Source organism: Rhodanobacter sp. UC4452_H20 (genome assembly GCF_052978205.1).
In genome coordinates this window covers 1,414,100-1,438,842 of record NZ_CM129662.1, presented here as the reverse complement: position 1 = coordinate 1,438,842, position 24,743 = coordinate 1,414,100, and the positions used below count along the sequence as shown (strand labels likewise).

The following is a 24,743-nucleotide window of genomic DNA, read 5'->3' as shown; positions in this document are numbered from 1 at the left end:
GGGATGCTGGTGGTTGTTCACTGGGGCGTGTTCCTGCGCAGGCCCACGACGTCGTTGCCGTGGCGAATGACCAGATAGTTGTAGGTGCCGTGGACGATGATGGTGTCGCCCTCGACAGTGGTGTTCACCAGCGAGTCCTCACCGTGCGCCTGCTCGCGCATGTACACGGCGGGGAAATCACCGCTGGGGAACTGTTTGAGGTCGCTCATCTTGAGATAGGTGAAGCGGCCGTCGTCGTAGGCGTTGACCGGCACCAGCCACGGGGCGGCCTTGCTCCTGGTGGCGTAGTCGTAGTCGAAGTTGTAGCTGCGGCCGGGCAGCAGGCTGCTGTTTTGTGCGAGTGTCCGCAGCTGCTGCTTCTTCTCGTGGGAGAAACTGGTGTCGGCCGGGTAGGTGAAAGTGACCTTGTACTGCACGCCGTCGCGCCGCGCCTCGGCGAGGGTTTTCCAGTCCGTTGCCACCACCTTCAGTTCGAAGATGTACGAATGCGTGGCAGTGCGCACCATCATGTTGGTGTCCACGTCCACGTTCCGCGGTTTCAGGTAGAACACGTTCTCCCGACGCGTGAGGTCCCAGCCGCTGCTGAAGCCGGTGCTGTAGTCGAGGATCTTCTCGCTCGGGCTCAACTCGATCTGGGTGGTGATGCCCAGGCCGGTGCGCACCGGATAGATTGCGTCGGCGGCGTACTCGTAATGGGTCAGCACCTGCTCCGCGCCTTGCGAGTGGGCGGCAGCAGCGGTGGTGCACAGGGCGGCGCCGAGCCACCAGATGCTTGTTCGGTTCATCGGGAACCTGCTCCAGGGAGAGTGTCGGTGGCAGCGGCAGCCGGTGGTGTCGGTGCAGGCGCGGGCGTGGCGGCCATGGCCGGTGCCGGCTGCGTCATCACCGGCGGTACGGACACCTCCGGCGGCGGCGCGGTGGCGTAGTCGTCGTCCACCCGGTAGCTGGTGACCCAGAAGCCCAGCGGGTTCTCGACCCGGCTCTGATCGTCCATCTCCAGGTTCTGCTTGTAGGTGAAGGCGATGGTGGCGATCTTGTTGTCCAGCGGACGGGTCGCCCCGTTCTGCTTGTTGTAGAGGCTGCGCTGGAACCGCACGGTGGCGCCGCGCGGCGTCTTGCCGGGGCCGCCGCCGACCAGCTGGATGCTCAGCAGCTTGATGCGGATCGCCTGGTCCTTGCCGAACTGCTTGATGAGGCTGTCGGGATTGCTGTTGGCGAACAGCTGCACGTAGGGCGCCTTGACGCCGGCTGCTGCCATCGTCTGCACCGTCTTCCAGTCGCGCAGGTTGACCAGCTCCAGGTCGTACGACTCGCGCGCCAGCACGAAATGCGCCACGTTGCTGCGGTTGACCGCTTCGCGCGTGGTGATCCCGCGCATGGCGAAGTCGCCGTCCAGCCGCGCTACCGTGGCGGTGCCGGTGTAGGCATCGGCCATTACCAGATAGGGAACTTTCTGCTTGAGCGGCAGCATGAAGTAGTAGCCGCCGGAGAGGACCAGCACCAGCGCAACGGCTGTCCAGGCCACCCACCACGCTCGACGCTCGCTGCGTTGCGCCAGCTCGGAAATGGTCAGTTCGAACCGGGTCGATTGCGCCACACTGCGTTCGATCGCGGTGCCGGATGTCTTCTTCCCTGCCATCAGCAAGGAACCCCATGCGGGGCGAGGGCGGGATGCCTGGGATTCATGGCAGGGCGTTTCCGGTCTTGGAGTTGTCGTTCGATGCTGTCGGCACGGAAGGCGACGGGCGGTTGGTCGAGCGCACGACGATCTCGCCCGGCCCGATGCTGACCTGGACGCCCTGCGCGGCGTAGATGCCGCTGAGCCTGGAGACGGCGGCTTCCAGGTCGGCGGTGCGAATCGTCGCCACGGGCGTGTACAACGTGACGTCGTAGTTCAGCTCGTAGCGCAGCGTGCGGTTCGTGTCGGTCGCCCAGCGCGTGAGCATCGCCTTCAGCGTGCCGTCGATGGGCGCGGCGAAAAAGGTGTACTGCGGATGCAACGGTATCTCGGTGGGCTCGGAGCGATACCGGTTGACCGGGCGCCACGAGCCGCTGAAGTCCTTCGCAGGCGGGGTGCCACAGGCAGCGAGGAGCGTGGTGGCGAGCAGCAGCCCGCCGAGCGCCGTTCGGTTGGAAATCTTTTCTTTCACTTCAACCCCGGAGATCAGTGCGGACGCTGGCCGGACATGGCCAGCGAGGTGTCGCCGATGTTTCGACGGGCAAGCCGGCGCCAGGCCCGGACCGTTGCCGGTCTGCGCGTTCAGTCGTCTTGAATCCGGAAAGGGATTGCTCCCGGTTCCCCTGCAAACCATGTCGAGTACACCAACAGTCCAATGTCGTGAGTCAGTTGCGTACCCGGTCCGATGCCGGGTACGCAACACTTGTACTTCTCGGGTGCCAGGCGTGGATCGCGGCTGCGTGAAGCAGCTGCGCGCCTGGCGAGATCTCGATTTCCCTGATCGAACGGTCGCCATGATCGAGAGCAAGCCGCGAGTCGTCAACCGAATCCGCCTAGGAAAATTTCCTGCCTCATGTGATCTGACTCGCACTTGTTCCGACGTAGTCACTCTCACTTTCACATCGATCGCGCCGTGGTGAACAGACATATTCTGCGTTGTGGAAAAGTGCTTGAAACCCCATGATTCATGTTGTTTCCTGCGCCTCTCCGATCAACCTGATGCGGCAAGCCGGCAATGCCCGTGCACTGGTTTGCGGCACCGGGAGCGGCGGCAGGACTCCTACGACGCGAGAGGTTCTTGCCGGTCTCGATTTCGGAATGCGCCTACACCCCGCTGTGGCGCGCGGACAGTCGAAGAGCTGCGGCGCCGCTTCGCGACGGGCGGCTTGAGAAAGTTGTTGGCGGTACGCAGACGGACGGCCAAATGATGTGTGCCGTGACGATCTGCACCGACGCGGGTGAACATCAGCGGCCTTGACACCTTTGCCGCATGACGTCGAAGATCGTCGACCTCACGTATCCAGGGAAGGAGGGGGAGATGGGTGTCTTGCGAACCAGGGTTGCGGGAGTCGTCGCGCTGCTGCTGTTGGCGCTGACCGTTGGACTCTATCTCGGCGGCCTGCTCACGCTGTGGCTGCTCCGGCAGCCGGCGCAGCTGCATTTCACCACCTATGTCGAATACTGGCAGGCACTCGGCCAGCCGGACTGGCAACCGTTTGCCGGCAAGATCCGGTTGGCCGGTGGTCTCGGTTTCGGTTTGCCGTTGCTGTCGTGGGCGATCGTTGCGGTGTTGATCCTCAAGCCCCGCGCCAGGGCCTTCCATGGCGATGCGCGCTTTGCCGGTCGCGGCGACCTGGCTCGCGCCGGCCTGCTCAAGCCGTCGCCCGAAGGCGTCATCATCGGCAAGGCAGGCGGTGATTACCTTTATCTCGGCGGCACGCGGCACATCGTCATGACGGCGCCGACGCGCACCGGCAAGACCACCTCCATCGCGATTCCGGTGCTGCTGACTTACCGGCATTCCATCGTCTGCATGGATCTCAAGGGCGAGTTGTTCCAGCACACCAGCGGATACCGCGCCGGCATCGGGCAAACCATCTATCGCTTCGCGCCGTATGCCGAGGACGGCCGTACACATCGCTTCAATCCGCTGATGGCGATGTCCTCCGATCCGCGCGTGCGCGTGGGCGAACTGCAGACGCTCGGCGCGATCCTGTATCCGGATGAGCCTGGTCAGGACCCGTTCTGGACGTCGCAATCGCGCACTGCCTTCGTGGCATTTGGCTCGTACCTGTTCGAGGCATGGGACGACAAGGTTCGCCAGAATCTTCACGGTTCCGACGGCTGTCCCATCGACCCCAACACGCACGACGCCTTCCCCAGCTTCGAGCGCATCTATCGCTTTTCCGCCGGCGACGACGGCGAGCTAAAGGCGTTCCTGCAGGCGCGGCTCAAGGAACCGTTCGTCAGCACGACCACCCGAGCCGCCCTCACCAGCCTGACCGGCATGGCCGAACAGACCTTCGCCTCGGTGATCGCCACCACCCAGGCGCCGCTGCAACAGTTCCTCAGCCCGATCCTGGCCGCAGCCACCAATGCCTGCGATTTCGACGTGGACGTCCTGCGTCGACGCCCCGTTACCATCTATGTGGTGATTCCGCCGCAGAAGCTGGGCGAGGCGCGCCGGCTGCTCAACATCTTTTTCTCCACCGTGATCGGACAGAACCTGCGGCAAACTCCGCAGGATGATCCCGCGCTGAAATACCAGATGCTGCTGCTGATGGACGAGTTCACCGCGATGGGGCGGGTCAATGTGTTGTCCGAGCGGATCTCGCTCACCGCCGGTTACGGCATTCGTGACCTGTCGATCATCCAGAGCCTGTCGCAGCTGGACGCGACCTACGGTGCGGACGAGGCACGCACCTACATCACCAACCACGCCGCCAGCATCGTGTTCACTCCGCGCGAGCAGCGCGATGCCGAGGAGTACTCCAAGATGCTTGGTGACACCACGGTCAAGCGACGCACCCGCAGCACCGGCAAGCAAGGCACCAGCTACAGCCACACGGAAGAGCGACGCCCACTGATGCTGCCGCAGGAGTTGAAGGAGCTGCCAAACGACGAGGAGATCATCTTTCTCGAGGGTTGTCGCCCCATCAAGTGCCGCAAGAACTGGTACTTCAAGGATCGACGACTGAAGCAACGTATCGTTCCGCCCGTGGCCGTGCGGCCGATCTCCGCGGCTGGAGAACATCCCATGCCCGGCAAGACCCGGCAGGCCATTGCGGCTGCCGTCAGCTTGGCGTTGGCGGCGTGCGCTTCGCCATCCATTTCCAACGCCGCCGCTGCGGAAAGCAGCGCGGCGGTTCAGGCGGTCCCCGCCATCGGCGTCAAGGCGCAGCACGGGCCAAGTACCCTTTCGAACGGCTGCCGACCTTGATCGGCCAGAGCCGGGGCATGGCCGACATGACGCCGGAACGTATCGGCAAGGTGTTCGGAGAGCGCCTGCGTCGTTGCGGGTCAGGCAACGTCGGGCGTGGCGAGGACATTTCCGGGGCCCGGCCGTGGAACATGGACCGTCGGGATGCGGTGGGCGGCAATCCGTTGCAGTGGGTTTCGGGCTCTTGCCCCGATCCAGGCGTTTCGTCGCCGGTGGTGATCCGGCGGAGCGTATGACGATCAGGGAAAGACAGACGCGATTCGGCTGCCGCTGGCCAAGCTGGGGCTGGTGGATCGTCTGTTCGACCGCGACGACGTGATGTTCCTCTCCGCCCATGAACTCGGGCACGGCCCGAACTGCCAAGGAACGTCGGGATACTCGTGCGAACTTCGCTCGCGGTGTGCGCGACAGCCCGCAAGGTGTGCTTCCTGCCGGCCAGGTGCGGCCGCGGGGCTGAGCTGGCCGGCGGGGCTGCCCGGTGGCGCTGAGGCGAGCGGAGCCGTCGACCGAGAATGGCGCCTGGTCCGGCGCAATAATGACGCAGCCTTCGATGCGCCACGGCCACGAAAAAGACCGCCCTGAGGCGGCCTTGATCGTTGTTCTTGGTCGGGGAGACAGGATTTGAACCTGCGACTTCTACGTCCCGAACGTAGCGCTCTACCAGGCTGAGCTACACCCCGTGGGAAGCCGCGTATCTTAATCGCCGGCCGAGGGCTTGGCAACTGGTCGGCTGGTCGCGGGGCGGTCGGGCAGCAGGCTGGCGAGGCGCGGGTGCAGCAGGTCGTGGCGCCAGCCGTCGAGGGATTCGGGCCATTCGGCGGTGACCACGTATTCCTCCAGCACCTTGCGCGGACACAGCAGGCCGGGCGGCAGGTCGAGTTCGGTGGCGAGCGTGTCGACCGACTGCTTCATCGCCGCCAGCGCCTGCTTGGCGGCGCCCTGCGGATGGCCGGGGATGCGGGCGGTGGCGTCGATCTCCGCCGGGGTGACGGCGGGCGCGAGCACCTCGAACAGCTCGCTGCGCTGGGCCGAGCGCAGTGCGCGCTGGCCACGGGCGCGTTGCTCCAGTTCGGCCAGCGTGGCCGGCGGTTGCTGCGCCAGGCTGAGGGCGAGGGTGTCGTCCAGCAGCCACGGGCGCGGTACGTCGAGGCGGCGGGCGCAGCTGTCGCGCCAGAGCAGCAGTCGGCGCAGGCGGGCCTGCGCTTCCGGGCGCCAGTCGGCCGCCGCGCGCAGGGCGCGCTGGGGCTGCGGGTCGCTTTCTCGGTGCACCCGGCGTTTCAGCCGCTCGCAATCCTGCGCGTGCCAGTCGCTGCGCCCGCGCTGCTGCAGGAGCTCGGCGAGTTGTTCGTGGATGGTCTTCAGATGCACCACGTCCAGCGCGGCGTAGCTGCATTGCGAGGCGGTCAGCGGCCGGCGCATCCAGTCCGAGCGGGTTTCGCCCTTGTCCAGGTCCACGCCGACCAGCTCGGCCACCAGCGCGCGATAGCTGACGCCCAGGCCCATGCCCACGAAGGCGGCCGCGATCTGCGTGTCGAACAGTTGCTGCGGGCCAGCCGGCAGCAGCGGCGCCAGCACTTCGAGATCCTCGCTGGCGCTGTGCATCACGGTCACCGCTTTGCCCGCACCCAGCAGCGGTTGCAGTGCAGCGCCGATCGGAAAGGCCAGCGGGTCGACCAGCGCGTGACGGCCGTTCCAGCCCAATTGCAGCAGGGCCAGCTGCGGATGAAACGTGTCGCGACGCATGAATTCGGTGTCGAGGCCGACGGCCGCGTCCGCGGGCAGGGCAGCAAGCCAGGATTGCAATGCGTCGGCTTGGTCGATCCAGTCGGCAGCGGCGGTTTGGGACAGCAACATCGGGACTCCTTCGAGGGCGCCGGCGCGGATTGCCCTGCCGGCGGTTTGTGCCTATGGTGAACGCAGAGCCTGGGCGGGACGGGTCATCCGGCGACGAGGTGCGGCTTGCGGCGCGCGCTTCCGCCGGCATATCGGCGAGAATGGAGTCACGCGTCGAACGTCGGCCCGCCGCGTACGATCTCCGCCGCCAAGGTTTTCATTGTTCATACTCCTTGGCACGATAACAGGCCGCAACCGGGACGCCCATCCATGCCACGCAATGCCATCCTGCGCCGTCAGCGTTTCTTCGGTGGGGCGCTGGGCATGATCGTGCTGGGCGTCGCGCTGACGTATCACTTTTTTCCGCAGTGGTTCCACGTGGCGCCGGGGCAGATGCCGCAGCGGGCGATGAGCCTGGGTGACGTGTCGCCCACCGGCAACCTGCCACCGCAACGCGTGGCGGCGATCAACGAACTGAACGCCGGTCCGCCGCTGACGCTGGCCCCGACCGCGGTGATCGTGGCGCGCAACCGCAACAACGCCAGCCTGCCCGAGCAGAAATCGGCCGAGTCGCCGCAGGTGAAGGAGCTGCTGGCGCGCGCCCTCAAGGCGTTCCATGCCGGCCAACTGGCTGGCGATCCGGAGAGTGCCGCCGCGCTGTTCATGCAGGCGCTGAAGGAAAAGCCCGACAGCCGGCGCGCCGTGCAGGGCCTGTTCGACGTGCGCGCGCGGCTGGTGGCGGAGATCGATCAGGATATCGCCGTCGGCGACGTCGACGCGGCGAAGGAATTGCTCGATGCCCTGCGCACCCTGCCCAATGCCGAGCAGGAGGTCGCGCAACTGGAGGAGAACCTGAAGACGCTGGCCACGGTGCGCCCGATGCTGGCCGCGGCGGCGGCGCTGCTGCAGCAAGGCAAGGCCGACCAGCCCAAGGGCGACAACGCGCTGGAGTTGTACCACCAGGTGCAACAGCTCGATCCGCAGAATGCGGTAGCCGAGCAGGGGATTTTCCAGGTGCAGCGTGCGGTGCTCGATCGCGCGCTGGCGGCGGTCGCGCAGAACGATTTCGCCGGCGCCGAGAAGCAGCTGGCCCGCGCGCAGGCGATCCGTCCGGGCTCGCAGCAGATGCACGACGTGCAACTGCGCATCGACGACATGCGCCGCCAGCGCGCCGCGGGTGTGCTGGCGCAGGCGCGGCTGGCGCTGGATGGCGGCAACCTCGAGCTGGCGACCAAACTGGTCGCGCAGGCACGCGCGACCGATGCCGACCTGCCCGAGCTGGCGCAGGTGGACGAGCAACTGACCAACGCGCGCCTGTACGCGAACTACAAGCCCGGTCAGGTGTTCACCGATCGCTACGTCGACCTGCCCGGCAAGGGGCCGGCGATGGTGGTGGTGCCCACCGGTTCGTTCCTGATGGGGGCGGCGGCTGACAACGAGGATCGCACCGACGCCCAGTTGCCGCAGCACCGGGTCACCCTGGCCAGGGGCTTCGCCATCGCGCGCACGGAAATCAGCGTGGGCGAGTTCCGCGAGTTCGTCCGCGCCAGCGGCTACGTACCCGATTCGACCCGGCTCGGCGGCGCCAGCGTGTACGACGAGCGCAGCGGCGCCCTGCGCGACGATGCCAACGCCAGCTGGCAGGACGACTACGCCGGTCGCAAGGCCGGCGACAACCTGCCGGTGGTCAACATCTCGTGGAACGATGCGGTGGCCTACGCCAAGTGGCTGAGCGAGCGCACCGGCAAGCAGTATCGGCTGCCCAGCGAGGCGGAGTTCGAGTACGCGCTGCGCGGCGGCGCCACCAGCCGCTACTGGTGGGGCGACGCCGCACCCGACCAGAAGGTGGAGAACCTGACCGGCTCCGGCGACCGCTCGCGCAGCGGGCGTCGCTGGAGCAACGCCTTTCGCGGCTACCGCGACGGCTACTGGGGCCCGGCGCCGGTGATGAGCTTCGCCGCCAACCCGTTCGGCCTGTACGACATGGACGGCAACGTCTCCGAATGGGTCGCCGACTGCTGGCACGACAACTACATCCGCGCCCCCGACGACGGCAGCGCCTGGATCAACCCCGGCTGCCGCGTGCACGTATTGCGCGGCGGCTCATGGGGCAGCTCCCCCGACCAGGTGACCTCTGCCTACCGCCAGGGCGCCGACGGCGACGTGCGCAGCGGCCGCGTGGGCTTTCGGGTGGTGCGGGAGTTGTAGGCGCGAAGAGGTCCGGCTGTTTTGTGATGGAGCCTGCAGGGGAGGGCCGATACCACGGACGTAGCGGCCACGTTCGACGTCGAAGATGCCATCGCGGCCGGGCAGGCGGTGCCGGAGCGCCGCTTGAACCGGGGCAGCCACAGCGCTCCCCGATTTGGGTTACGCCGGCGCATGGCCTGAAGCTGGACAGGCCATTCCATCGACATATAGACAAAATGTGTCGATAAATAGTTTGTTCTTCGACGTATTGTGGGCTAATGTCGACGCCTTCGACATGTCGTCAAAACATGTCGAGGACTCAGGGGAACCATCGACATGCCTTTTGATCCACAGCGACCCCATGACGACTTGCCGGCGCTGCCACCAGCGGCTGACATCGAATCGCGGCCCCTGCTCAAGGCCTGCATCGAGGCCCGCGCCGCCTTGGCCGAGCTCAAGAGCGTCGGCGCCGCCATCCCCAACCAGGCCGTCCTCATCAACACCATCCCGTTGCTGGAGGCCCAGGCCAGCAGCGAGATCGAGAACATCGTCACCACCAGTGATGCCTTGTTCCGCTTCGCCCAGGACGAGCAGGCCGCCGACCCGGCCACCAAGGAGGCGCTGAACTACCGCGCCGCCCTGCGCGAGGGATTCGAATCGCTGGCCGAGCGCCCGCTCGGCACCGGCACCGCCGTGCGCGTGTGCAGCCGCTTGAAGAACCGCGACATGGATGTCCGCCGCGTCCCCGGTACCGCACTCAAGAATGCCGCCACCGGCGAAGTCGTCTACACCCCGCCCCAGGGCGAGGCGCTGCTGCGCGGCAAGCTGGCCAACTGGGAGCGTTTCATCCACGACGCCACGGACATCGATCCGCTGATTCGCATGGCCGTCGCGCATTACCAGTTCGAAGCCATCCATCCGTTCCTCGACGGCAACGGCCGCACTGGGCGCGTGCTCAACCTGCTGCTGCTGGTGGAGCAGGGACTGCTGGATCAGCCCGTGCTGTATCTGTCCCGCCACATCCTGCGCCATCGCATCGACTATTACCGCCGGCTGCTTGCCGTCACCCGCGACGGCGCGTGGCAGGACTGGATCACCTTCATGCTCGAAGCGGTCGCCCAGACCGCGCGCTGGACCGGCGACAAGATCCGCGCCATCCAGGCCCTGCACGCGCAGGCCACGGACTTCGTGCGCACGCACGCGCCGAAGATCTACAGCCGCGAGCTGGTCGATGCCCTGTTCGTGCAGCCGTACTGCCGCATCCAGAACCTGGTGGACGGCGGCATCGCCAAGCGCCAGACCGCCTCCGTCTACCTCAAGCAACTGGCCGATCTGGGCATGCTGGTCGAGGTCAAGGTCGGGCGCGAAAAGCTGTTCCTGCATCCCAACTTCGTCCGCCTGCTCACCAGCGACGAGCATCCCGTGCTGCCCTACGGCAACACCGCAAGCCGGAAAGACTGATCCATGACCGCCGATCACTTCGCCCACCTCGACCAATTCGGCGCCGACCTGTGGAAGCTGGCCGACCAGCTACGCGCCAACTCGGGGCTGGCCTCCAACGAATACTTCATGCCCATCCTGGGCTTGCTGTTCCTGCGCCACGCCACCAACCGCTACTACGCCGCGCGCGAGGCCATCGCCGCCGATCAGGCGGGCGGCAGCATGCCCAAGCGCCCGCTGCGCGATGCCGATTTCACCCAGCGCCGCGCCATGAACCTGCCCGAGGCCGCGCGCTACGACGTGATCCTCAACCAGCACAAGGACGGCAGCCTCGGCCACCCCGACGGCAAGCAGCAACGCGGCAACCACGGCTGGGACGACATCAAGGACACCCCCACCGGCACCACCATCGAGCAAACCGTCGCCGACGACATCCTCGCCAATGGCCCCACCAAAAAAGTCCGCCGCTACGAAGCCCCCTTCACTTTGGCCAACCGCGAAACCGACTACCGCATCGCGTGGGGATTTTTTGCACAACCAGCCGGGAAAGCCATGAATGTCGCCGTCCAGAACGGGAGACCTTCATGACGACCCATCCGTTTGTCGAGCCGCGCGCGCGCCTCATCGAATGGGTGCGCCATCAGCTGGTGGGCGCGTCGCGGGCGCGCGGTTCGGAGGGATCGGATCTCCGCGGCGTGCTGCCAACCGAACGCTTCCCGTGCGGGGCGATCTATCCTGTGTCTTCGTCGGGCGAAGGCATCGATCCGGCAGGGGATGAAGTGGAGGATGCCGAGGCCGCTGCGGGAGCCTCGGGTGAAAGTAATGCCGAACCGGCCATCGTGCGCCGCTACATTCCGCCGTCCTCGCTGGGCTTTTCCTTCTTCATCAAGGGAGGGCGCATCGAGCTGCAACTGTTGTGTTCGGCTGTTCGATATGAACGCACGGAGCGCGATGAGCGCGGACGGTACAAAAACGAATGGACCCGAAAGGTGTTGGTTTCAGAAGCCGACAGCGAGGAAGTTGTCAACGTCACCTGCCCAGACAAGGAACAACATCAAAGCCACGGGGTGCTGGCGGATCGTGCGCGGCTCGACACCATCTGGCGGCCCTTCGCCGATGGGTGGATCGTCACCGTCACGCTCTGCAATACGCAGGTGGTTGCCGACGATACGCGCGAATTCGCATTCGAGCGGGCAGAGAAAACGCTGTTCGAAGCCAACCTCAGGTGCGTGATCGACGCGGGCCACGTGAGCGAGTATCCACGGGTGGATCGCAGCCTGCTTGATGACGAAGAACAGGAAATCGAACTCCAGTACGCTGAGCAGCGCATCCATGCCATCGGGCACGGCTGCGCAGCCGACTGGGTGGTAGCCGATGGCAAGGTGACCGCGCTGCGCACACAGACCGTGCCTGTCTTGGAAGTGCCGCAGATGACCGCCGACACGGGCTCGGGCGGGGACGCGGCATTGTCCTTGGCGGTGCTGTCGCGCCTTGGCGATTGCCCAGACCCGCTTGCGTCCGAGTTGCCTGCTTTCGTGAATGGCTACGCCGTTTGGGCAGGCCGACAGAGGGAGGTGCTTTCCGGGTTGTTGGAGGATGATCGCGCGGCAGGGGAACGCATCTGCCAGCGCATTGAAACGACCGTCAAGCGCATGCGGCATGGTTTGGCGCTGTTGGGCATGGATGTGCAAGTTCGGCTGGCCTTTGCCCTGGCCAATCGCGCCATGCTTGATCAGATGCGACAGCATGACGTCGTGCAAGGCAAGCTGCGTGGTGATGATGCCTATCGCTGGCGCCCGTTCCAGTTAGCCTTCCTGCTCACCGTACTCGAGTCCGCCACCGATCCCGACAGCGAGGACCGCGATACGGTGGATCTCATCTGGTTTCCGACCGGCGGCGGCAAGACCGAGGCATATCTCGGGTTGATCGCCTTCCAGATCGCGTTGCGGCGGTTGCGGCATCCCGATACCGGTGGCGGCACCTGCGTGCTGATGCGCTACACCCTGCGGCTTTTGACCCGCGACCAGTACCTGCGTGCATCGCGTCTTATATGCGCGCTGGAACGGATTCGACGCGAGCGCAATGACCTCGGGACGGAGCCGATCAGTATCGGGCTATGGGTGGGCAAGGCCACCAGCCCGAACACGTTCGCAGAAGCCGCAAAGCGTGTAGCCGAGGCCCGCGCGAGCGGCGACTTGCCGGCGCTGGTGCTCGACCGCTGCCCGTGGTGCGGGCAAGGGTTCGATCCACACACCAGCTACCAGGCCACCGAGCGGCAGTTCGGCTTTCGTTGTGGCAACCCGCAATGCGAGCTTGAGGGATCCTTGCCGTGCAACGTGGTGGACGAGGCGCTCTATGCCAACCCACCGACCATGCTGGTTGCCACCGTGGACAAGTTTGCGCGGCTGGCCTGGGAGGAGCGCGCCGGCGCGTTTTTTGGTGGTGCGCAGTGCCTTCCCCCCGAGCTCATCATCCAGGATGAGCTGCACCTGATCGCCAGCGCACTGGGCTCGGTGGCCGGGCTCTATGAGGCTGGGCTGGATACCGTGCTGCGGCTGCGCGGCATCTATCCCAAGTACGTTGCCTCCACGGCCACGATCCGCATGGCGACGCAACAGGTTCGTCGGCTATACGGGCGCGCGGTGTCCGTGTTTCCGCCGCCCGGATTGAGTCGCGACGATTCGTACTTTGCCCGTACCGTGCCACTGACGCAGCGCCCGGGGCGCATGTACATCGGTTACATGGCTCCCATGCTCAATCGCCAGAAGTGTCTGGCTCCGCTTGCGGCCGCCATGTTGCTGGCACCCCATGCCTTGTTCAAGAACGAGCAAGAGCGAGACGCGCTGCTCGATGCATGGTGGACGATGGTCGTGTACCACGGCAGCTTGAAGGGGGTCGGCAACAGCCACACCGCGTTCGTGAGCGACGTCGGCGAGTTCATGCGCTTGCTGAACCCCCAGTCAGATGCACGCAACCAGACAAGCATTGCGCAGTTGACCAGTCTGCAGACGGCCGAGGAAAACAGCGCAATCTTTACCCGGCTTGCACTGCAGCGGGATGCGGACGGATGCCTAGATGTGGTGCTGGCTACCAACATGGTCTCGGTGGGCTTGGACGTTGGGCGCCTTGCACTGATGACGATCAACGGCCAACCACTAACCACCGCCGAGTACATCCAGGCCAGCAGCCGGGTTGGCCGCAGCGACGTGCCCGGCGTCGTGTTCGTGAACTACTACCGGGACCAGGCGCGCAGCCTCTCGCATTACGAGAGTTTTCGCCCGTTCCACGAAGCCTTCTATCGGTTTGTCGAGCCGACCAGCGTGACGCCTTACACCTACCAGGCGCGCCTGCGCGCACTGCACGCAGCGCTGGTGATCGTTATGCGCCACGCACGCATCGGTCTCGCCGGCAACGACGCCGCAGCGCAGTTCGATCCCACCCATGCTGCCGTGGACAAAGCCATTCGGGAGTTAAAACGACGTTGTAGCCAATCCGCCGTCAACCAAGGCCAGAAAGCAGAGATCGAGGCACATATCGATAGCTTGGTGGCCGCCTGGCGAAATGAAGTGGAGCGGTGCCGTGATTCGAGGCGCGCCCTGCATTATCAGGTGCCGGGCAACGACAATGCAGCGGACAGATTGCTCTACAACCACGATGATCGAATCAGGGGACTTTGGCCAACCTTGCAATCCCTGCGCAATGTCGAAAACTCGGCACTTCTCAAGGTACTTTAAGTCATGTCGAATCATCTGATCCCGATTCGCCTGTCGCACTTGCTTGCACACAGCGGGGTTGGCGCCATCGTGCGCGGCCCCGACGACTTGGTAGTTGTTCGTGATACTCGGCAGTGGACGGATAGGTTAGGGCAGCCCGGGGGCAACGTTATCCCCTATGTGGAGCGTGTTCGCGCGGCACTGGGAGTCACCGAAGTTCTCCGGGAGCCTCCCGTGGCGCGGGAGGGCGCACATGGTCAGGTGGACGGTGTTTGCGTGCCGGTATCGCGCTTTCCGGCATGGGCGCGTTGCCCGAACTGCGGCGCGCTCTACCTGAATCCATGGCGGGTAGACGGTGACGAATCGCCGCGATGCGATCGGCAGGCGTGCGGGAGGAGACCTAAACTTGTGCAGGTGACATGGGTGCTGGCCGACCCGGCTGGCTATCTCGCCGAAGTGCCTTGGCATTATCTGGTCCACAAGGACGTCCGTTCACCGGAGCAACGGGGATGCAACGTCAAGGACAGGCTGCGACTGGTTGAAACCGGAGCGTCACGATCCTTGCGTTGCGATGCCTGCCGAGCCGAAGCACTATTTCGTGGCGATGAACGTCTGGGTTTCGGAACGGGTCGCCAACAACCCTGGACGAATGATGACATGGCACTCGCCAGGGAGCTGCCGAATGCCGGGCCCGATCACCTTGCGCAGGTACTGGCGATCAATGACACACGCGTCTACTCGCCTGCCTGGGCGCTTGCACTGGTGATCCCGCCCGAGTCACGCGTACGCAAAGGGACGGCCGTGGACCGCCTGTACCGCAGTACCCAGGATCGTCGGACCATCGACGCCGCGCGGGCGCCTTTGGCAAGGAGGGCAGCGATCCGACAGATCGCAGAAGCCTATCGCTGCACGTCGGAAGAGGTCGAATCGGCCATGCTGGATATCGATCAAGGCTACCCTTCGTACGATGCGGTCTTCACTCCCGGACAGTTGCGGGAAAGCGAGTTCGATGCGTTTTTGGAGACTCTGGCCGATCAGCGGCCCGATGAGGATCTGGTCACGCATGACCAGACCGAAGCTTGGCAGGCATTGGCCTGTGACGAGACAACTGGCGAAGAAATGCGTCAGCTCGTTCGTGGGGTGAAGCGCATGGTGCGCGTGGGTCGGCTAAAGGCTGTGAAGGTGTTCAAGGGATTCAGTCGCCTCAACGGAGAGAACGTTGTACCGCCGGACATCGTGGGCAGCTCCGACTGGTTGCCGGCTGTCGAGCTCTATGGCGAAGGCATCTTCATCGTACTCGACGAGGACCGGCTCTCACGTTGGGGTGATGACGAGGCGGTCAACTTGCGGCTGCGGCAATTGCTCCCTCGCTTCATCCAATCCGGCCTGGATGCGCCCAATCCACTGACAGCCCGTTTCCTGTTGCTGCATACGTTGTCGCACCTGCTGATGCGTCAGATCGAAGCGGAAGGCGGATACCCTGCTGCGTCACTGACAGAAGTCATCTACTGCGCGGAAGCGCCCAAGCCGATGGCCGGGATACTGATCCATGTCGCGGTTCCGGATATCGCAGGTTCTCTGGGGGGGCTGGCCGAAATTGCGGAGCCGCGCCGCTTTCTAGGCATCCTTGTGCGTGCGCTGGAACATGCCCGCTGGTGTTCGCTAGATCCGGTATGCAGCGAGCACGAAGGCCAGGGGCCAGGTCTCCTCAATCGTGCAGCCTGCCATGCTTGCGCACTGGTCCCCGAGCCTGCCTGCGAATACGGCAATACCTTGCTGGATCGCGTGTTCGTCAAGGGTATGGATGGTGGCGTCCCCGCGTTCTTCCGGATGTCCTAGACATGCCCGTCGATCGGACCCGCCGATTTACCCTGCCGAACGCCCAAGACCTGAGCAAGGATCAGGATGCGGCACTAGCCCTGCCGCTGGACGGGCAGCATTTGATCGTGGGAGGGCCCGGAACCGGCAAGTCGGTCGTCGCGCTACTCCGTGTGCGACGCTTGGCGGCCGAGAATGCGAACTATCGCTTTCTCGCATACAACAAACTCCTAGATCAATCGAGTCGGCATTTGTTCGGAGACGACTTGAAGGCGTTCACTCTTGAAACGTGGTTTCGCAAACTTTGGAAGGCACTTTTCAAGGAGCGTGTGCCGCTTCTGCAACCTGATCGGCCCGGTGCGTATCAGGCTATCAATTGGCAGAGTGTCACTGACCGCCTTCAGACCGACGACCTTCCACCACACTCGTTTGCTCTTCCTCTTCTGGTCATCGACGAAGGACAGGACATGCCACCGGCGTTCTATAACGCGCTGGCCAATCTCGGGTTTGAGCACTTCTACGTCGTCGCCGACCAGAACCAGCAGATTCATCCCGACAGGTGTAGCGCTCGGCGGGATATCGAGAATGCTTTGGATATTGCCCATGCAGACACTAAGGAGTTGCTTGCCAACTATCGCAATACCCGTCCCATCGCCCAGTTGGCGCTACATTTCTATCCGGGCGACCCAGCCAGCCCGAAGCCCGACCTCCCTCCGCCGAAACCGGGTGCCTTGACGCCCGAGCTGTGGAGGTACGGCGATGGAGAGGCGTGGACGCTTGAAGGTATTGCAGAACTCATCCTGCAGACCGCGGACCGCAACCCGAGGAAATTGGTAGGGATCATCTGTCCAAACAACCGTATTCGCGAGAAGTTCGTGAGCGCGCTCAATGGCATGAACCCCGCACTCGATCACGACAAGCCGCAGATCGGGACCTTCGTTTCGGGGCAACAGGAGGCTTTGGATTTCGGTCAGGGCGGGATCACGGTGATCAACGCCCAAGCTTGCAAAGGCCTGGAATTCGATACCGCCATCCTGGCGGATATCGATGAACATCTACCCCGGAACAATCCAGACGTGCTGAAGAAGAGGTTCTACGTGATGGTGGCGCGCGCACGCGATCAGATCATCCTTCTGCGCACCGGAAATCCAATGCCGGCCATCGATGATCTCTTACCGCAAGATCAGGCCGTCTTGGCCAGGAAATAAACATGACCACGCGCAAGAAAGTGACAGATCCAGCAAAGCCGCCGGCCAAGCGGACACGCAAGAAGGCAACACCGGAATCAGCGGTAGAGCCAAACCGGCAGCCGGACCTGTTAGGAGCAATCGCGCCAGCCGAATCGACCGAATCTGGGCCCGGAACGCCGCCTGAGGCCCCGGATAGCGAAGCTGAGCAACTCCTCGACCCGGCGCCTGATCGCCTGGAGCCACCGGACCCTTCCATGCAACATCCGGCATCGCCGCCTGCCCTTGAGGAACCGGAGCTAGTCCTTGCAGGGAATTCTGTTCCTTCGGGCGCAGCGGCTTCCGGCCTGGAGCAGGTCGACGTCGCTGCACTAACCTGGCTATTGGCGACGAATCACCTGAACCTGCTTCATATGCTGGCCGCGGGCATGGTCATGGGCCCGGCAGGCTTTGCGGGCAAGCATTATCGTGATCCATCCAGCGAGGTGCCTGGCCTGATTCCCATCTTTCGCGACGGAGTTCCGGAGGCTGCGGTACAGCAGGCCGTCAGTGAGCAAAAGCACTTGCGCGCCTGTATCGCCGAGATCGATCTCGCGAGGCTCGCCGGGCCGGTTCGATTGGTCTCGCGCAATGGCGAGGTTTCCTCCGGGACGTTACCTTTGAGCATCGACTCTGAGACGGGTGCGCTGATTGTGCCGGCACCCTTGCCAATGGCCTTGGCGACACGCTTGGTGTTTCGTTCACCAGCAGACCGCAAGGAGTTCGAAGCGTCCGCACGCAATTTCGCCAACATCGACTTGGCTGGCCTGAGCATTGAGGTGGGCGAGGAATTCTTTTCCTCGGCCGCGCCCATGATCTGGCCCTTGCCCAGACAACCACAAGGCGCCACTCAAGTAGTGGTCGATCAGCCGCCAGCACGCGGAGAGGCTATCGGGGGCGTGCTGGCCATGCTGTACCAGCTTGCGAACCGAAGTGACCTGTGTTGCTCGGTTTATCGCATAGCCAGCGGTGCCGGCACTGCCGACGATTGCGACGCAGTCCAACGCGATGCTGTATTGGCAGAGCTTGCGCAATGGATTGAATCCGGAAGCCCGCGTCCGGAAAGTCCGGTGCAGGCACGGCTGTTCTGGGGTGCGGTACAGGCATTAGTCGATGCACGGCTTAGCGGATCGGCAGAAAGGCCTGTCGACATTGTCCTTGCCTTTCTGGATGACCAGCTCGCCGCACTGCAAGAAGTGCGTTATCAACCCCGACTGGGGCGACTGATCTCCGACATGCGCAGCACGTTCGGTTTAGGCGGCGGCACGATTAGCCAGTTGTTCGAAAGTCACAAGGGAACGCTGTCGCGCCCGTTGTTGCTGTTCTGTCTTCGCGAACACTGCGTGGATCTACTGGAATTCTCGCACCCAGACCTGAATGACGAAGAGCTCGTGCTTGCAGCGGTCCTGTTCGGAGCCCGTGATGGTTGGATTGGATTGCCTGTTGCGTTGCGGACTCCAAAAGGGCTTTCGCGATTCGTGGGACAGAGGATGTTCGAAGCCGAATGCAGTCAGCGTGGCGCCTGGCTCTCGCTGGATCAGACGCCGCCCCGACCGATGCCTCTTCGTGAACTGCTCATTGGGAGCGGAGGTGCCTGGAGCGAGGCGCGCAATACATCACTGGCGAAGGTAGTCGGCCGGATTGGATGGCAAGACTGCATCGTTTCCCGTATTCGTTTGTCGCCAGGGCAGTATCGTCTGAACGTTTCTGCCGATGGCATCGAGGTTGTCGTTCGAGGGGACATCAGGCCGCCGATCGTCGAGATCGACAGAGCTGGCCTCCTGAAGAAGATCTCCCAATGGCCACCAATGCCCAATGACGTCGAAAGTGAAGTGAGAGCGGCACTGGATTCCAGGGGCTGATCATGAGAATGATCCCAAGTCAGCCGCTGGATACTCGAAGCCGGGCGGAGCTGCAAGTTTTCGACCAGTTACGTGCATGCTTTTCTGGAGCAGATCAGCATGGCTGGTTCGCCATGCATTCGCTCAATCTGCCGCAACATGAATACAAGCGCTTTGGTGAAATCGACTTCGTTGTTTGCGGGCCAGGTGGCGTGTTCGTATTGGAAGTCAAAGGTGGCCGCGTATCCTGCCACGATGGTGTCTGGGAGACACAGAATCGCCATGGGAACATTGACCGCCTTGCGGAATCACCATTCCGGCAGGTCGAAGGCGCACTCCATGGTTTGCGGAAGAAACTGCCAGCCGAGCTAGCATCCGCCTTCGTCTTTGGGTATGCGGTAATCATGCCGGATGTGGGAGGTCTGCCCGAAAGTGCCGAATGGGATAGGGCGGTTCTCGCAGATGCCAGGAACTTTCGCGAGTTTGAGCATTGGCTGAAGAAATTGATTTCCCATTGGCGCAGCAAGGACAGGAACGACTCGAAGGCGAGCCCAGAGCAATTGCGCAGGCTGCAGCAGTTCATGCGCCCTGAGTTCGAGGCGGTGATGCCATTGCATGCATCGGCGCATGCGACCGAAGTGCGCATTGCTCAGCTGACCGAGGATCAGCTTCGATACATTGACGTCGTCGAAGCCAACGATCGCGTCATTTGTTCGGGGGGAGCCGGGACAGGAAAGACGATGCTGGCGCTGGAACTTGCCAAGCGTTGGAGCGCTGCTGGTATGAAGGTTGCTCTGACCTGCCACTCCCCGTGGCTCAAGACCTATCTTGAGAATGCCGCTACACCCGGGGTTACGGTGTCACTGGCAAACTCCGCTCCCGTCACCGCGAGGCGCGCCGGTATAGAAGTGTTTGATGCCCTGATCGTTGATGAAGGCCAGGACGTGCTGAATATGGATGCTTTGGAGCGCCTGGACAGTGTTCTGCGTGGCGGGCTTGATGGCGGTCGTTGGAGCTTCTTCCACGATGCAAATAATCAATCCGGGCTGTGCGGCGAATATCAGCCGGATGCCTACGAGTATCTTGCGGCTCTTGGCGCTGTCTGCATTCCATTGAAAACCAACTGTCGCAACTCGTTGCCCATCCTGGCGCGGGTGCAGAAGGCGCTCGACGCAGATGTAGGTGCGTCTGCTGTTGGGAATGGCCCTCCGGTGCGTGAGATAACGGTTGCCGGCAGGGAGGATGCCGCCGTCGCGTTGCACAACGAGTTGCTGAAACTGATCAATGACGAAGGCTTAAGCCCCTCAGATATCGTTATTCTGTCGCCAGAGACCTATTCGCAGTCTTGCGCGGCATTGATGCCGGAACATGCGGGGGTGCACGTTGCGGTACTGGATGCCTACTCTCCCCGAGGTGCTGGCAATGGCGCTATCGGTTTCGCGCAGATCGAGAGCTTCAAGGGGTTGGAAAGTTCAGTTGTATGGCTGGTCGACATGTGTGCTCCGAGCATGAAGTCCCCCTTGCGGTCATCGCACTATGTGGGAATGACCAGGGCACGCGCCCTGCTTGGAATGATCCACGTCGATCCACACGGGGGATGACGGTTGCCCGTGCGCGCTTCGCGCCCGCTACATTGCAAAGGCCATCAACACGATCGGATCGACGGGCGGGGACTGCTCCCAGCGGCTTCCGCGGCTCTGCGGTCGGGATGCAAGTACACAGTTCAAATACTGACTCGATCTGCCGCACAAGTTCCTATCGTTCTGGGCAGGAAGCCTTCACCGCTCGCCATGCACCGTGGCTGGCGCAATTGCCGCGCGTCCGCCATCCCATTCGCTCTTGAGGCGCTGGAAGAACTCCGGTTCGACGCGGTGGCGGTGTTCCGCCAGCGTGTCGCTCATGACCTGGCTGATGCGCTCGATCACGCGCTCGGGCGATCGCACGTGGCACAGGGTCTTGCCGAAGTCGAGCAGGGTTTCGCGGCTGGGATAGTGTTTGCTCCTGGCGAGTTTCAGCGCCAGCGTGCGGTCGGCGTACAGGGCGCCGGTACGCGGGTTGATGTCGTCGTGGCGGCAGTGGTCACCATGTCGTAGAGCGGCGCCAGGCGTGGCCGCTCGGCCTGCGGATGGGCGTAGAGCAAGCCGAAGTCTTTCTGGTGGGCGTCGCCGTTGCGCGCGGCAAGGGACAGCACGAGGTAGTTGGACCGCTCCGGGTCACTGCGGGGCAATTTGGGCCTCGTCAGCGACTAGTCGGCGCGACGATCTCATTCACACAAATACCGCCAAAAGTACCGTCAGATACCGTTGGATTCCCTGCGATCCTAATGAGACCGATTGAAAACCCTTCAGGCATGAAAAAGCCCGCTGTTATGCGGGCTTCGGGTGTTTCGTGGGTCTCGGTGATGTTGCCTGAAACCCTCAATTGGTACCGGTGAGAGGACTCGAACCTCCACTGTGTCACCACAAGCGGATTTTGAGTCCGCCGCGTCTACCATTCCGCCACACCGGCATGCGTGAGCGGGGAATTATGCCGGGTTCAGTGCACGCGGTCGAGACCCAACTGGCGCACGTCGCGGCCGTACCAGCGGTCTTCGGGCAGTGGCTGGAATACCGAGCAGCGAACCATCGGGCCGGAGTAGACGTGCAGGCTCACGGTGACGGCGTCGTCGCTGGGGTTGCGGATGCTGTGGTATTCGTGCGGCGGGATCAGGCTGCCGGCGGAGCCGGTGCCGGCCTGGATCGAGCCGACTGCCTGGAAGCAGTAGCGTTGCGCATCGTGTTCCAGCAGTTCGTACTGCACGATCTCCAGCGCGCCGTTCCAGACGCCCTCGACGCACCACATGCCATCGTGGTCGTGGATCGGCGTGCCCTGGCCCGGCCCCCAGGTCATCGCCACCACGCAGTAGCCGTGGTCTTCGCTGCGGTACAGCTCGCGGCGCGCGTAGTGCTCCGGGTTGGCCTCGAACACGCATTCGGGCAGGCGCACTGCCTGCTCGCGGATCAGCCGGCACAGGCTCTGGCGCAGGCTGTCGGTGAGTTCGTGGGTGGTGGGTTTGGCCACGGCGGCGTCGATCGCGTCGATCAGGGTGCGGCTGCCGGGGAAATCCAGGGTGAGCATGGCGGTCTCGGATGGGCGAGTGGCGGCCAGAGTCTACCAGCGCGGCGATGGCGCGGCCGCCAGGCGGTTCAGGAATCCGCCGATGGCGGGGCTGTAGTGCTCGATGTCGACCAGGAAGGCATCGTGGCCCTGGGGCGAATCCAGCGCCACGAATTCCACCCTGGCGCCGGCGGCCTGCAGGCCTTCGGCGATCTGCTCCTGCTGCTGCAGCGGAAACAGGATGTCGGTGCTCACGCCGATCACCATGGCCTGTTCGATGCAGATGCGCTTGAGGCCTTCCTGCACGCTGCCGTGGCCGTACTCGGCGATGTCGAACCAGTCGCTGGCGCGCGACAGGTACAGGTAGCAGTTCGGATCGAAGGTACGCACGAAACGCCTGGCGTGGCCTTCGAGATAGGACTCCACCTGGAACTCGCGGCCGAACGGTTCGTCCTCGCGCTGCTCCGGATCGAGCCGGATGCGCGCGAAGCGGCCGTTCCATTCCATCGCGGAGCGGTAGGTGATCACGCCCAGCTTGCGCGCGATGCTCATGCCGATGTCGGGGTAGTTGGCGTCGTCATAGGCGCCTTCGTTCCAGTGCCGGTCGAGGCGGATGGCCTCGCGCTGCAGGGAGCGGATCGCGATGGCGAACGGCTGCGCCTGCGGTGCGGTATCCACGCTGATGTGCGCGCGCACGCTGCCCGGGTGCAACAGCATGTAGGCCAGCGCGCTCATGCCGCCCATCGAGCAGCCGATCAGGCAGGCCAGCTGCGTGATGCCGAGGCTGGCGACCACGGCGTGCGCGGCATTGGCCACGTCTTCCAGCGCCAGCTCGGGAAAGCTCAGCCGATAGGGCTCGCCCGTGGCAGGGTCGAGCGACGCCGGACAGGTGGAGCCCTTGTCGCTGCCCAGCGAGTTCACGCAGATCGCGAACCAGCGATCCGTGTCGATCGCCTTGCCGGGGCCGGCCATGTCCTGCCACCAGCCGGGCGACGGGTCTTCATCGCACGAGGTCATGTGTGCACTGGGCGACAACCCGGTGAGCACCAGCACTGCGTTGTCGCGCGCTGCATTCAGCGTGCCCCAGGTTTCGTAGGCGACGTGCGCGCCGTGCAGTTCGCCGCCGCGCTTCATCGGAAAAGGCGAGGGCAGGCTCAGATAGCGGCGCGCGTCGCCCATGGTCAGTGCACCTTGTCGATCGTGATGGCGACCGGCGTCTTGCGCGCGACGTCGACCACGCCGGCATCGCCTTCGAGGTCGCCGGGCGCGGCGGTGGGCTGGCCGTCGTGGCTGATCCGCGCGCCGACGAAAACCCGTGCCACCGACGACAGCTTGAACGCGGGCGTCATCGCCATGGCGTCGTTGAGAGTGACCGTGGCGGGCAGCTTGACCGGCTCGATCCGGGCCACCGCCAGCGGCATCGGCGGGCCATCCGGCGCGCGCGCGTAGACATAGAGCACGTCGCCCTTGGCCAGCTTGCCCTGCAGCGACGGCGCCAGGGTGACGGTGACCCGCAACGAAGCACCTGCCGGCACAGCCGCTGCGGCGCTGCCGGAGGCACCGGCCGGTGCGCCGCCGGCGCGGGCGTCGGCGATGGCGATCTGTTCGGCGACGGACTTCGCCACGCTGGAGCCGGGTTCGAGCTGCGGTTGCAGCAGGCGCCAGGTGGCGGCAGCGTTGCGGTAGTCGCCGCGCTGGAAGTCGCTGATGCCGAGCAGCCACAGCCCGCGCTGGTTGTCCGGGTGCTGCTTCACCGCACGCTGCAGCAGCTCGCGGGCGCGGCCTTCGATCTGGTGGTCGGCGCGCAGCATCGAATCGCTTTCGGCCCAGCCCACCATCGCCTCGGCGTTGTTGGCATCGAGCTTCAGCACGTGGTCCCACGCATCGCGCGCGTCGCCTGGCTGGCGCATCATCGCGCTGGTCTGTGCCAGCAGCATCCAGCCTTGCTGATCGTCGGGCTGCTGCGCCAGGTGCTCGCGCAGCTGGGCGATCGCCTGCGGCAGGCTGATCGGCGTCTGCGCCTGCGCAGAGACCCCGTTGAGTGCCGCCGGCGTGCCGACCTTGAGGTAGAGCACGCCGGCACCCAGCGGCAGCAGCAGGGCGATGGACAGGCTGAGCACGAACACGCTGCGAGCGCGGCCGGAGCGGCGTCCCTCGCGCACCAGGGGCACCAGCAGGGCAGCCAGCGCCAGCGCGACCATCAGCGCGGCCACCACGATAAAGGCGATTTTCACCAATCTTCCCCGTTGTCGGCGCTGTCGCCGACGGTCTTTGTGTCAACGCCTTCGCGCCTGCGTTTGCGGATCGCCACCAGCACCACGCCGGCGCCGGCCAGCAGAATCGCCAGCGGCCCGAACCAGAGCAGCACGGTGCCCGGCTTCAGCGGCGGGTCGTACAGGATGTAATTCGAATAGCGCGCGACCAGGTACTGCTTGATCTCGTCGTCGCTCTTGCCTTGTTGCATCAGCTTGAAGATCTGGTTGCGCAGGTCGCGGGCGATCGGCGCATTGGAATCGGCCAGCGTCTCGTTCTGGCACATCGGGCAACGCAGCTGGTGGGTGAGATGCTGGAAACGCAGCTCCTGCGCGTGATCCGTGAACGGCATCGGCTCGATCGCCTGCGCGTGGGCGATGCCCGCGCACGTCAGCAGCGCGATGAAGAACGCGAACAGCAACCCGCGGGCTGGCGATG

Annotated in this window: 20 protein-coding genes and 2 tRNA genes; 10 read left to right on the top strand and 12 right to left on the bottom strand. The window is 64.2% G+C overall.

The features are described from left to right. Positions 1–17: 17 nt before the first annotated feature. Genes ACVCMC_RS07000 through ACVCMC_RS06990 form a run of 3 tightly spaced genes read right to left on the bottom strand, consistent with a single transcriptional unit; the run spans position 18 to position 2,150 of the window. Positions 18–785 (bottom strand): TrbG/VirB9 family P-type conjugative transfer protein, encoded by a 768-nt coding sequence (locus ACVCMC_RS07000; protein ID WP_395117707.1) that lies wholly within the window; start codon positions 783–785, stop codon positions 18–20. Next, complete coding sequence (locus ACVCMC_RS06995) at positions 782–1,639, bottom strand: virB8 family protein (protein ID WP_447099161.1); 858 nt, start codon at positions 1,637–1,639, stop codon at positions 782–784. The genes ACVCMC_RS07000 and ACVCMC_RS06995 overlap by 4 nt, the downstream gene beginning before the upstream one ends. A 43-nt stretch (positions 1,640–1,682) precedes the next feature. Then, positions 1,683–2,150: a hypothetical protein gene (locus ACVCMC_RS06990; protein WP_447099160.1), complete on the bottom strand. Its 468-nt coding sequence runs from the start codon at positions 2,148–2,150 to the stop codon at positions 1,683–1,685. A 798-nt stretch (positions 2,151–2,948) separates the two neighbouring features. Here ACVCMC_RS06990 and ACVCMC_RS06985 point away from each other — a divergent pair. Together ACVCMC_RS06985 and ACVCMC_RS06980 are read left to right on the top strand one after the other, a co-directional pair. Continuing rightward, positions 2,949–4,898, top strand: coding sequence for a type IV secretory system conjugative DNA transfer family protein (locus tag ACVCMC_RS06985; protein ID WP_447099159.1), 1,950 nt, complete (start codon positions 2,949–2,951; stop codon positions 4,896–4,898). 17 nt (positions 4,899–4,915) lie between these two features. Continuing rightward, complete coding sequence (locus tag ACVCMC_RS06980; protein WP_447099158.1) at positions 4,916–5,134, top strand: hypothetical protein; 219 nt, start codon at positions 4,916–4,918, stop codon at positions 5,132–5,134. A 367-nt stretch (positions 5,135–5,501) separates the two neighbouring features. Here ACVCMC_RS06980 and ACVCMC_RS06975 read toward each other — a convergent pair. Beyond that, positions 5,502–5,578: transfer RNA gene (locus ACVCMC_RS06975), tRNA-Pro, on the bottom strand. Positions 5,579–5,594: 16 nt separating this feature from the next. Next, positions 5,595–6,752: a ribonuclease D gene (rnd, locus tag ACVCMC_RS06970; protein ID WP_447099157.1), complete on the bottom strand. Its 1,158-nt coding sequence runs from the start codon at positions 6,750–6,752 to the stop codon at positions 5,595–5,597. Positions 6,753–7,001: 249 nt separating this feature from the next. On the opposite strand from rnd, the gene ACVCMC_RS06965 reads away from it, so the two are divergent. The 8 genes from ACVCMC_RS06965 to ACVCMC_RS06930 all read left to right on the top strand — a co-directional run bounded on the left by ACVCMC_RS06965 (position 7,002) and on the right by ACVCMC_RS06930 (position 20,557). After that, complete coding sequence (locus tag ACVCMC_RS06965) at positions 7,002–8,939, top strand: formylglycine-generating enzyme family protein (protein WP_395117766.1); 1,938 nt, start codon at positions 7,002–7,004, stop codon at positions 8,937–8,939. A gap of 315 nt (positions 8,940–9,254) precedes the next feature. Continuing rightward, on the top strand, positions 9,255–10,379 hold the full coding sequence (fic, locus tag ACVCMC_RS06960; protein WP_447099156.1) for a protein adenylyltransferase Fic: 1,125 nt from the start codon (positions 9,255–9,257) through the stop codon (positions 10,377–10,379). A gap of 3 nt (positions 10,380–10,382) precedes the next feature. Beyond that, a complete protein-coding gene (locus ACVCMC_RS06955; protein ID WP_447099155.1) occupies positions 10,383–10,946 on the top strand; it encodes a type I restriction-modification system subunit M N-terminal domain-containing protein in 564 nt (187 codons plus the stop codon). Continuing rightward, the gene (locus ACVCMC_RS06950) at positions 10,943–14,092 is read left to right on the top strand and encodes a helicase-related protein (RefSeq protein ID WP_447099154.1); all 3,150 of its coding nucleotides are present in this window, start codon (positions 10,943–10,945) and stop codon (positions 14,090–14,092) included. The genes ACVCMC_RS06955 and ACVCMC_RS06950 overlap by 4 nt, the downstream gene beginning before the upstream one ends. A 3-nt stretch (positions 14,093–14,095) precedes the next feature. Then, entirely contained in the window at positions 14,096–15,910 is a 1,815-nt protein-coding gene (drmB, locus tag ACVCMC_RS06945) for a DrmB family protein (RefSeq protein WP_447099153.1), read from the top strand. A gap of 2 nt (positions 15,911–15,912) precedes the next feature. Further along, complete coding sequence (locus ACVCMC_RS06940) at positions 15,913–17,097, top strand: ATP-binding domain-containing protein (protein ID WP_447099152.1); 1,185 nt, start codon at positions 15,913–15,915, stop codon at positions 17,095–17,097. Positions 17,098–17,099: 2 nt separating this feature from the next. Further along, the gene (locus ACVCMC_RS06935) at positions 17,100–18,977 is read left to right on the top strand and encodes a hypothetical protein (RefSeq protein ID WP_447099151.1); all 1,878 of its coding nucleotides are present in this window, start codon (positions 17,100–17,102) and stop codon (positions 18,975–18,977) included. Positions 18,978–18,979: 2 nt separating this feature from the next. Beyond that, positions 18,980–20,557, top strand: a complete 1,578-nt coding sequence (locus tag ACVCMC_RS06930) for an NERD domain-containing protein (RefSeq protein ID WP_447099150.1) — start codon at positions 18,980–18,982, stop codon at positions 20,555–20,557. Between the two features lie 177 nt (positions 20,558–20,734). On the opposite strand, the gene ACVCMC_RS06925 is transcribed toward ACVCMC_RS06930, so the two are convergent. The 7 genes from ACVCMC_RS06925 to ACVCMC_RS06895 form a co-directional block, all read right to left on the bottom strand. After that, a complete protein-coding gene (locus ACVCMC_RS06925) occupies positions 20,735–20,899 on the bottom strand; it encodes a hypothetical protein (protein WP_447099149.1) in 165 nt (54 codons plus the stop codon). Between the two features lie 68 nt (positions 20,900–20,967). After that, positions 20,968–21,183 (bottom strand): HipA domain-containing protein, encoded by a 216-nt coding sequence (locus ACVCMC_RS06920; protein ID WP_447099148.1) that lies wholly within the window; start codon positions 21,181–21,183, stop codon positions 20,968–20,970. Positions 21,184–21,378: 195 nt separating this feature from the next. Beyond that, a tRNA-Leu gene (locus ACVCMC_RS06915) sits at positions 21,379–21,464 on the bottom strand. A gap of 27 nt (positions 21,465–21,491) precedes the next feature. Next, positions 21,492–22,073, bottom strand: coding sequence for a cysteine dioxygenase family protein (locus ACVCMC_RS06910; protein ID WP_395117880.1), 582 nt, complete (start codon positions 22,071–22,073; stop codon positions 21,492–21,494). Positions 22,074–22,106: 33 nt separating this feature from the next. Next, entirely contained in the window at positions 22,107–23,231 is a 1,125-nt protein-coding gene (gene metX, locus ACVCMC_RS06905) for a homoserine O-acetyltransferase MetX (RefSeq protein WP_447099147.1), read from the bottom strand. A gap of 2 nt (positions 23,232–23,233) precedes the next feature. Further along, complete coding sequence (locus ACVCMC_RS06900; RefSeq protein WP_447099146.1) at positions 23,234–24,286, bottom strand: tetratricopeptide repeat protein; 1,053 nt, start codon at positions 24,284–24,286, stop codon at positions 23,234–23,236. Continuing rightward, positions 24,283–24,708 carry a cytochrome c-type biogenesis protein gene (locus tag ACVCMC_RS06895; protein WP_395121372.1) on the bottom strand — a complete coding sequence of 142 codons (426 nt, stop codon included), beginning with the start codon at positions 24,706–24,708 and terminating at the stop codon, positions 24,283–24,285. Before ACVCMC_RS06895 ends, ACVCMC_RS06900 begins: the two co-directional genes overlap by 4 nt. Between the last annotated feature and the right edge of the window lie 35 nt (positions 24,709–24,743).

What these genes read in the sequence shown, in the direction of transcription:
- ACVCMC_RS06950 (WP_447099154.1), top strand. Translation starts at nt 10,943, where the DNA reads ATGACGACCCATCCGTTTGTCGAGCCGCGCGCGCGCCTCATCGAATGG.
- ACVCMC_RS06995 (WP_447099161.1), bottom strand. Translation starts at nt 1,639, where the DNA reads ATGGCAGGGAAGAAGACATCCGGCACCGCGATCGAACGCAGTGTGGCG.
- metX (WP_447099147.1), bottom strand. Translation starts at nt 23,231, where the DNA reads ATGGGCGACGCGCGCCGCTATCTGAGCCTGCCCTCGCCTTTTCCGATG.
- drmB (WP_447099153.1), top strand. Translation starts at nt 14,096, where the DNA reads ATGTCGAATCATCTGATCCCGATTCGCCTGTCGCACTTGCTTGCACAC.
- ACVCMC_RS06910 (WP_395117880.1), bottom strand. Translation starts at nt 22,073, where the DNA reads ATGCTCACCCTGGATTTCCCCGGCAGCCGCACCCTGATCGACGCGATC.
- ACVCMC_RS06935 (WP_447099151.1), top strand. Translation starts at nt 17,100, where the DNA reads ATGACCACGCGCAAGAAAGTGACAGATCCAGCAAAGCCGCCGGCCAAG.
- fic (WP_447099156.1), top strand. Translation starts at nt 9,255, where the DNA reads ATGCCTTTTGATCCACAGCGACCCCATGACGACTTGCCGGCGCTGCCA.
- ACVCMC_RS06930 (WP_447099150.1), top strand. Translation starts at nt 18,980, where the DNA reads ATGAGAATGATCCCAAGTCAGCCGCTGGATACTCGAAGCCGGGCGGAG.
- ACVCMC_RS06940 (WP_447099152.1), top strand. Translation starts at nt 15,913, where the DNA reads ATGCCCGTCGATCGGACCCGCCGATTTACCCTGCCGAACGCCCAAGAC.
- rnd (WP_447099157.1), bottom strand. Translation starts at nt 6,752, where the DNA reads ATGTTGCTGTCCCAAACCGCCGCTGCCGACTGGATCGACCAAGCCGAC.
- ACVCMC_RS06980 (WP_447099158.1), top strand. Translation starts at nt 4,916, where the DNA reads ATGGCCGACATGACGCCGGAACGTATCGGCAAGGTGTTCGGAGAGCGC.
- ACVCMC_RS06965 (WP_395117766.1), top strand. Translation starts at nt 7,002, where the DNA reads ATGCCACGCAATGCCATCCTGCGCCGTCAGCGTTTCTTCGGTGGGGCG.
- ACVCMC_RS06955 (WP_447099155.1), top strand. Translation starts at nt 10,383, where the DNA reads ATGACCGCCGATCACTTCGCCCACCTCGACCAATTCGGCGCCGACCTG.
- ACVCMC_RS07000 (WP_395117707.1), bottom strand. Translation starts at nt 785, where the DNA reads ATGAACCGAACAAGCATCTGGTGGCTCGGCGCCGCCCTGTGCACCACC.
- ACVCMC_RS06985 (WP_447099159.1), top strand. Translation starts at nt 2,949, where the DNA reads ATGACGTCGAAGATCGTCGACCTCACGTATCCAGGGAAGGAGGGGGAG.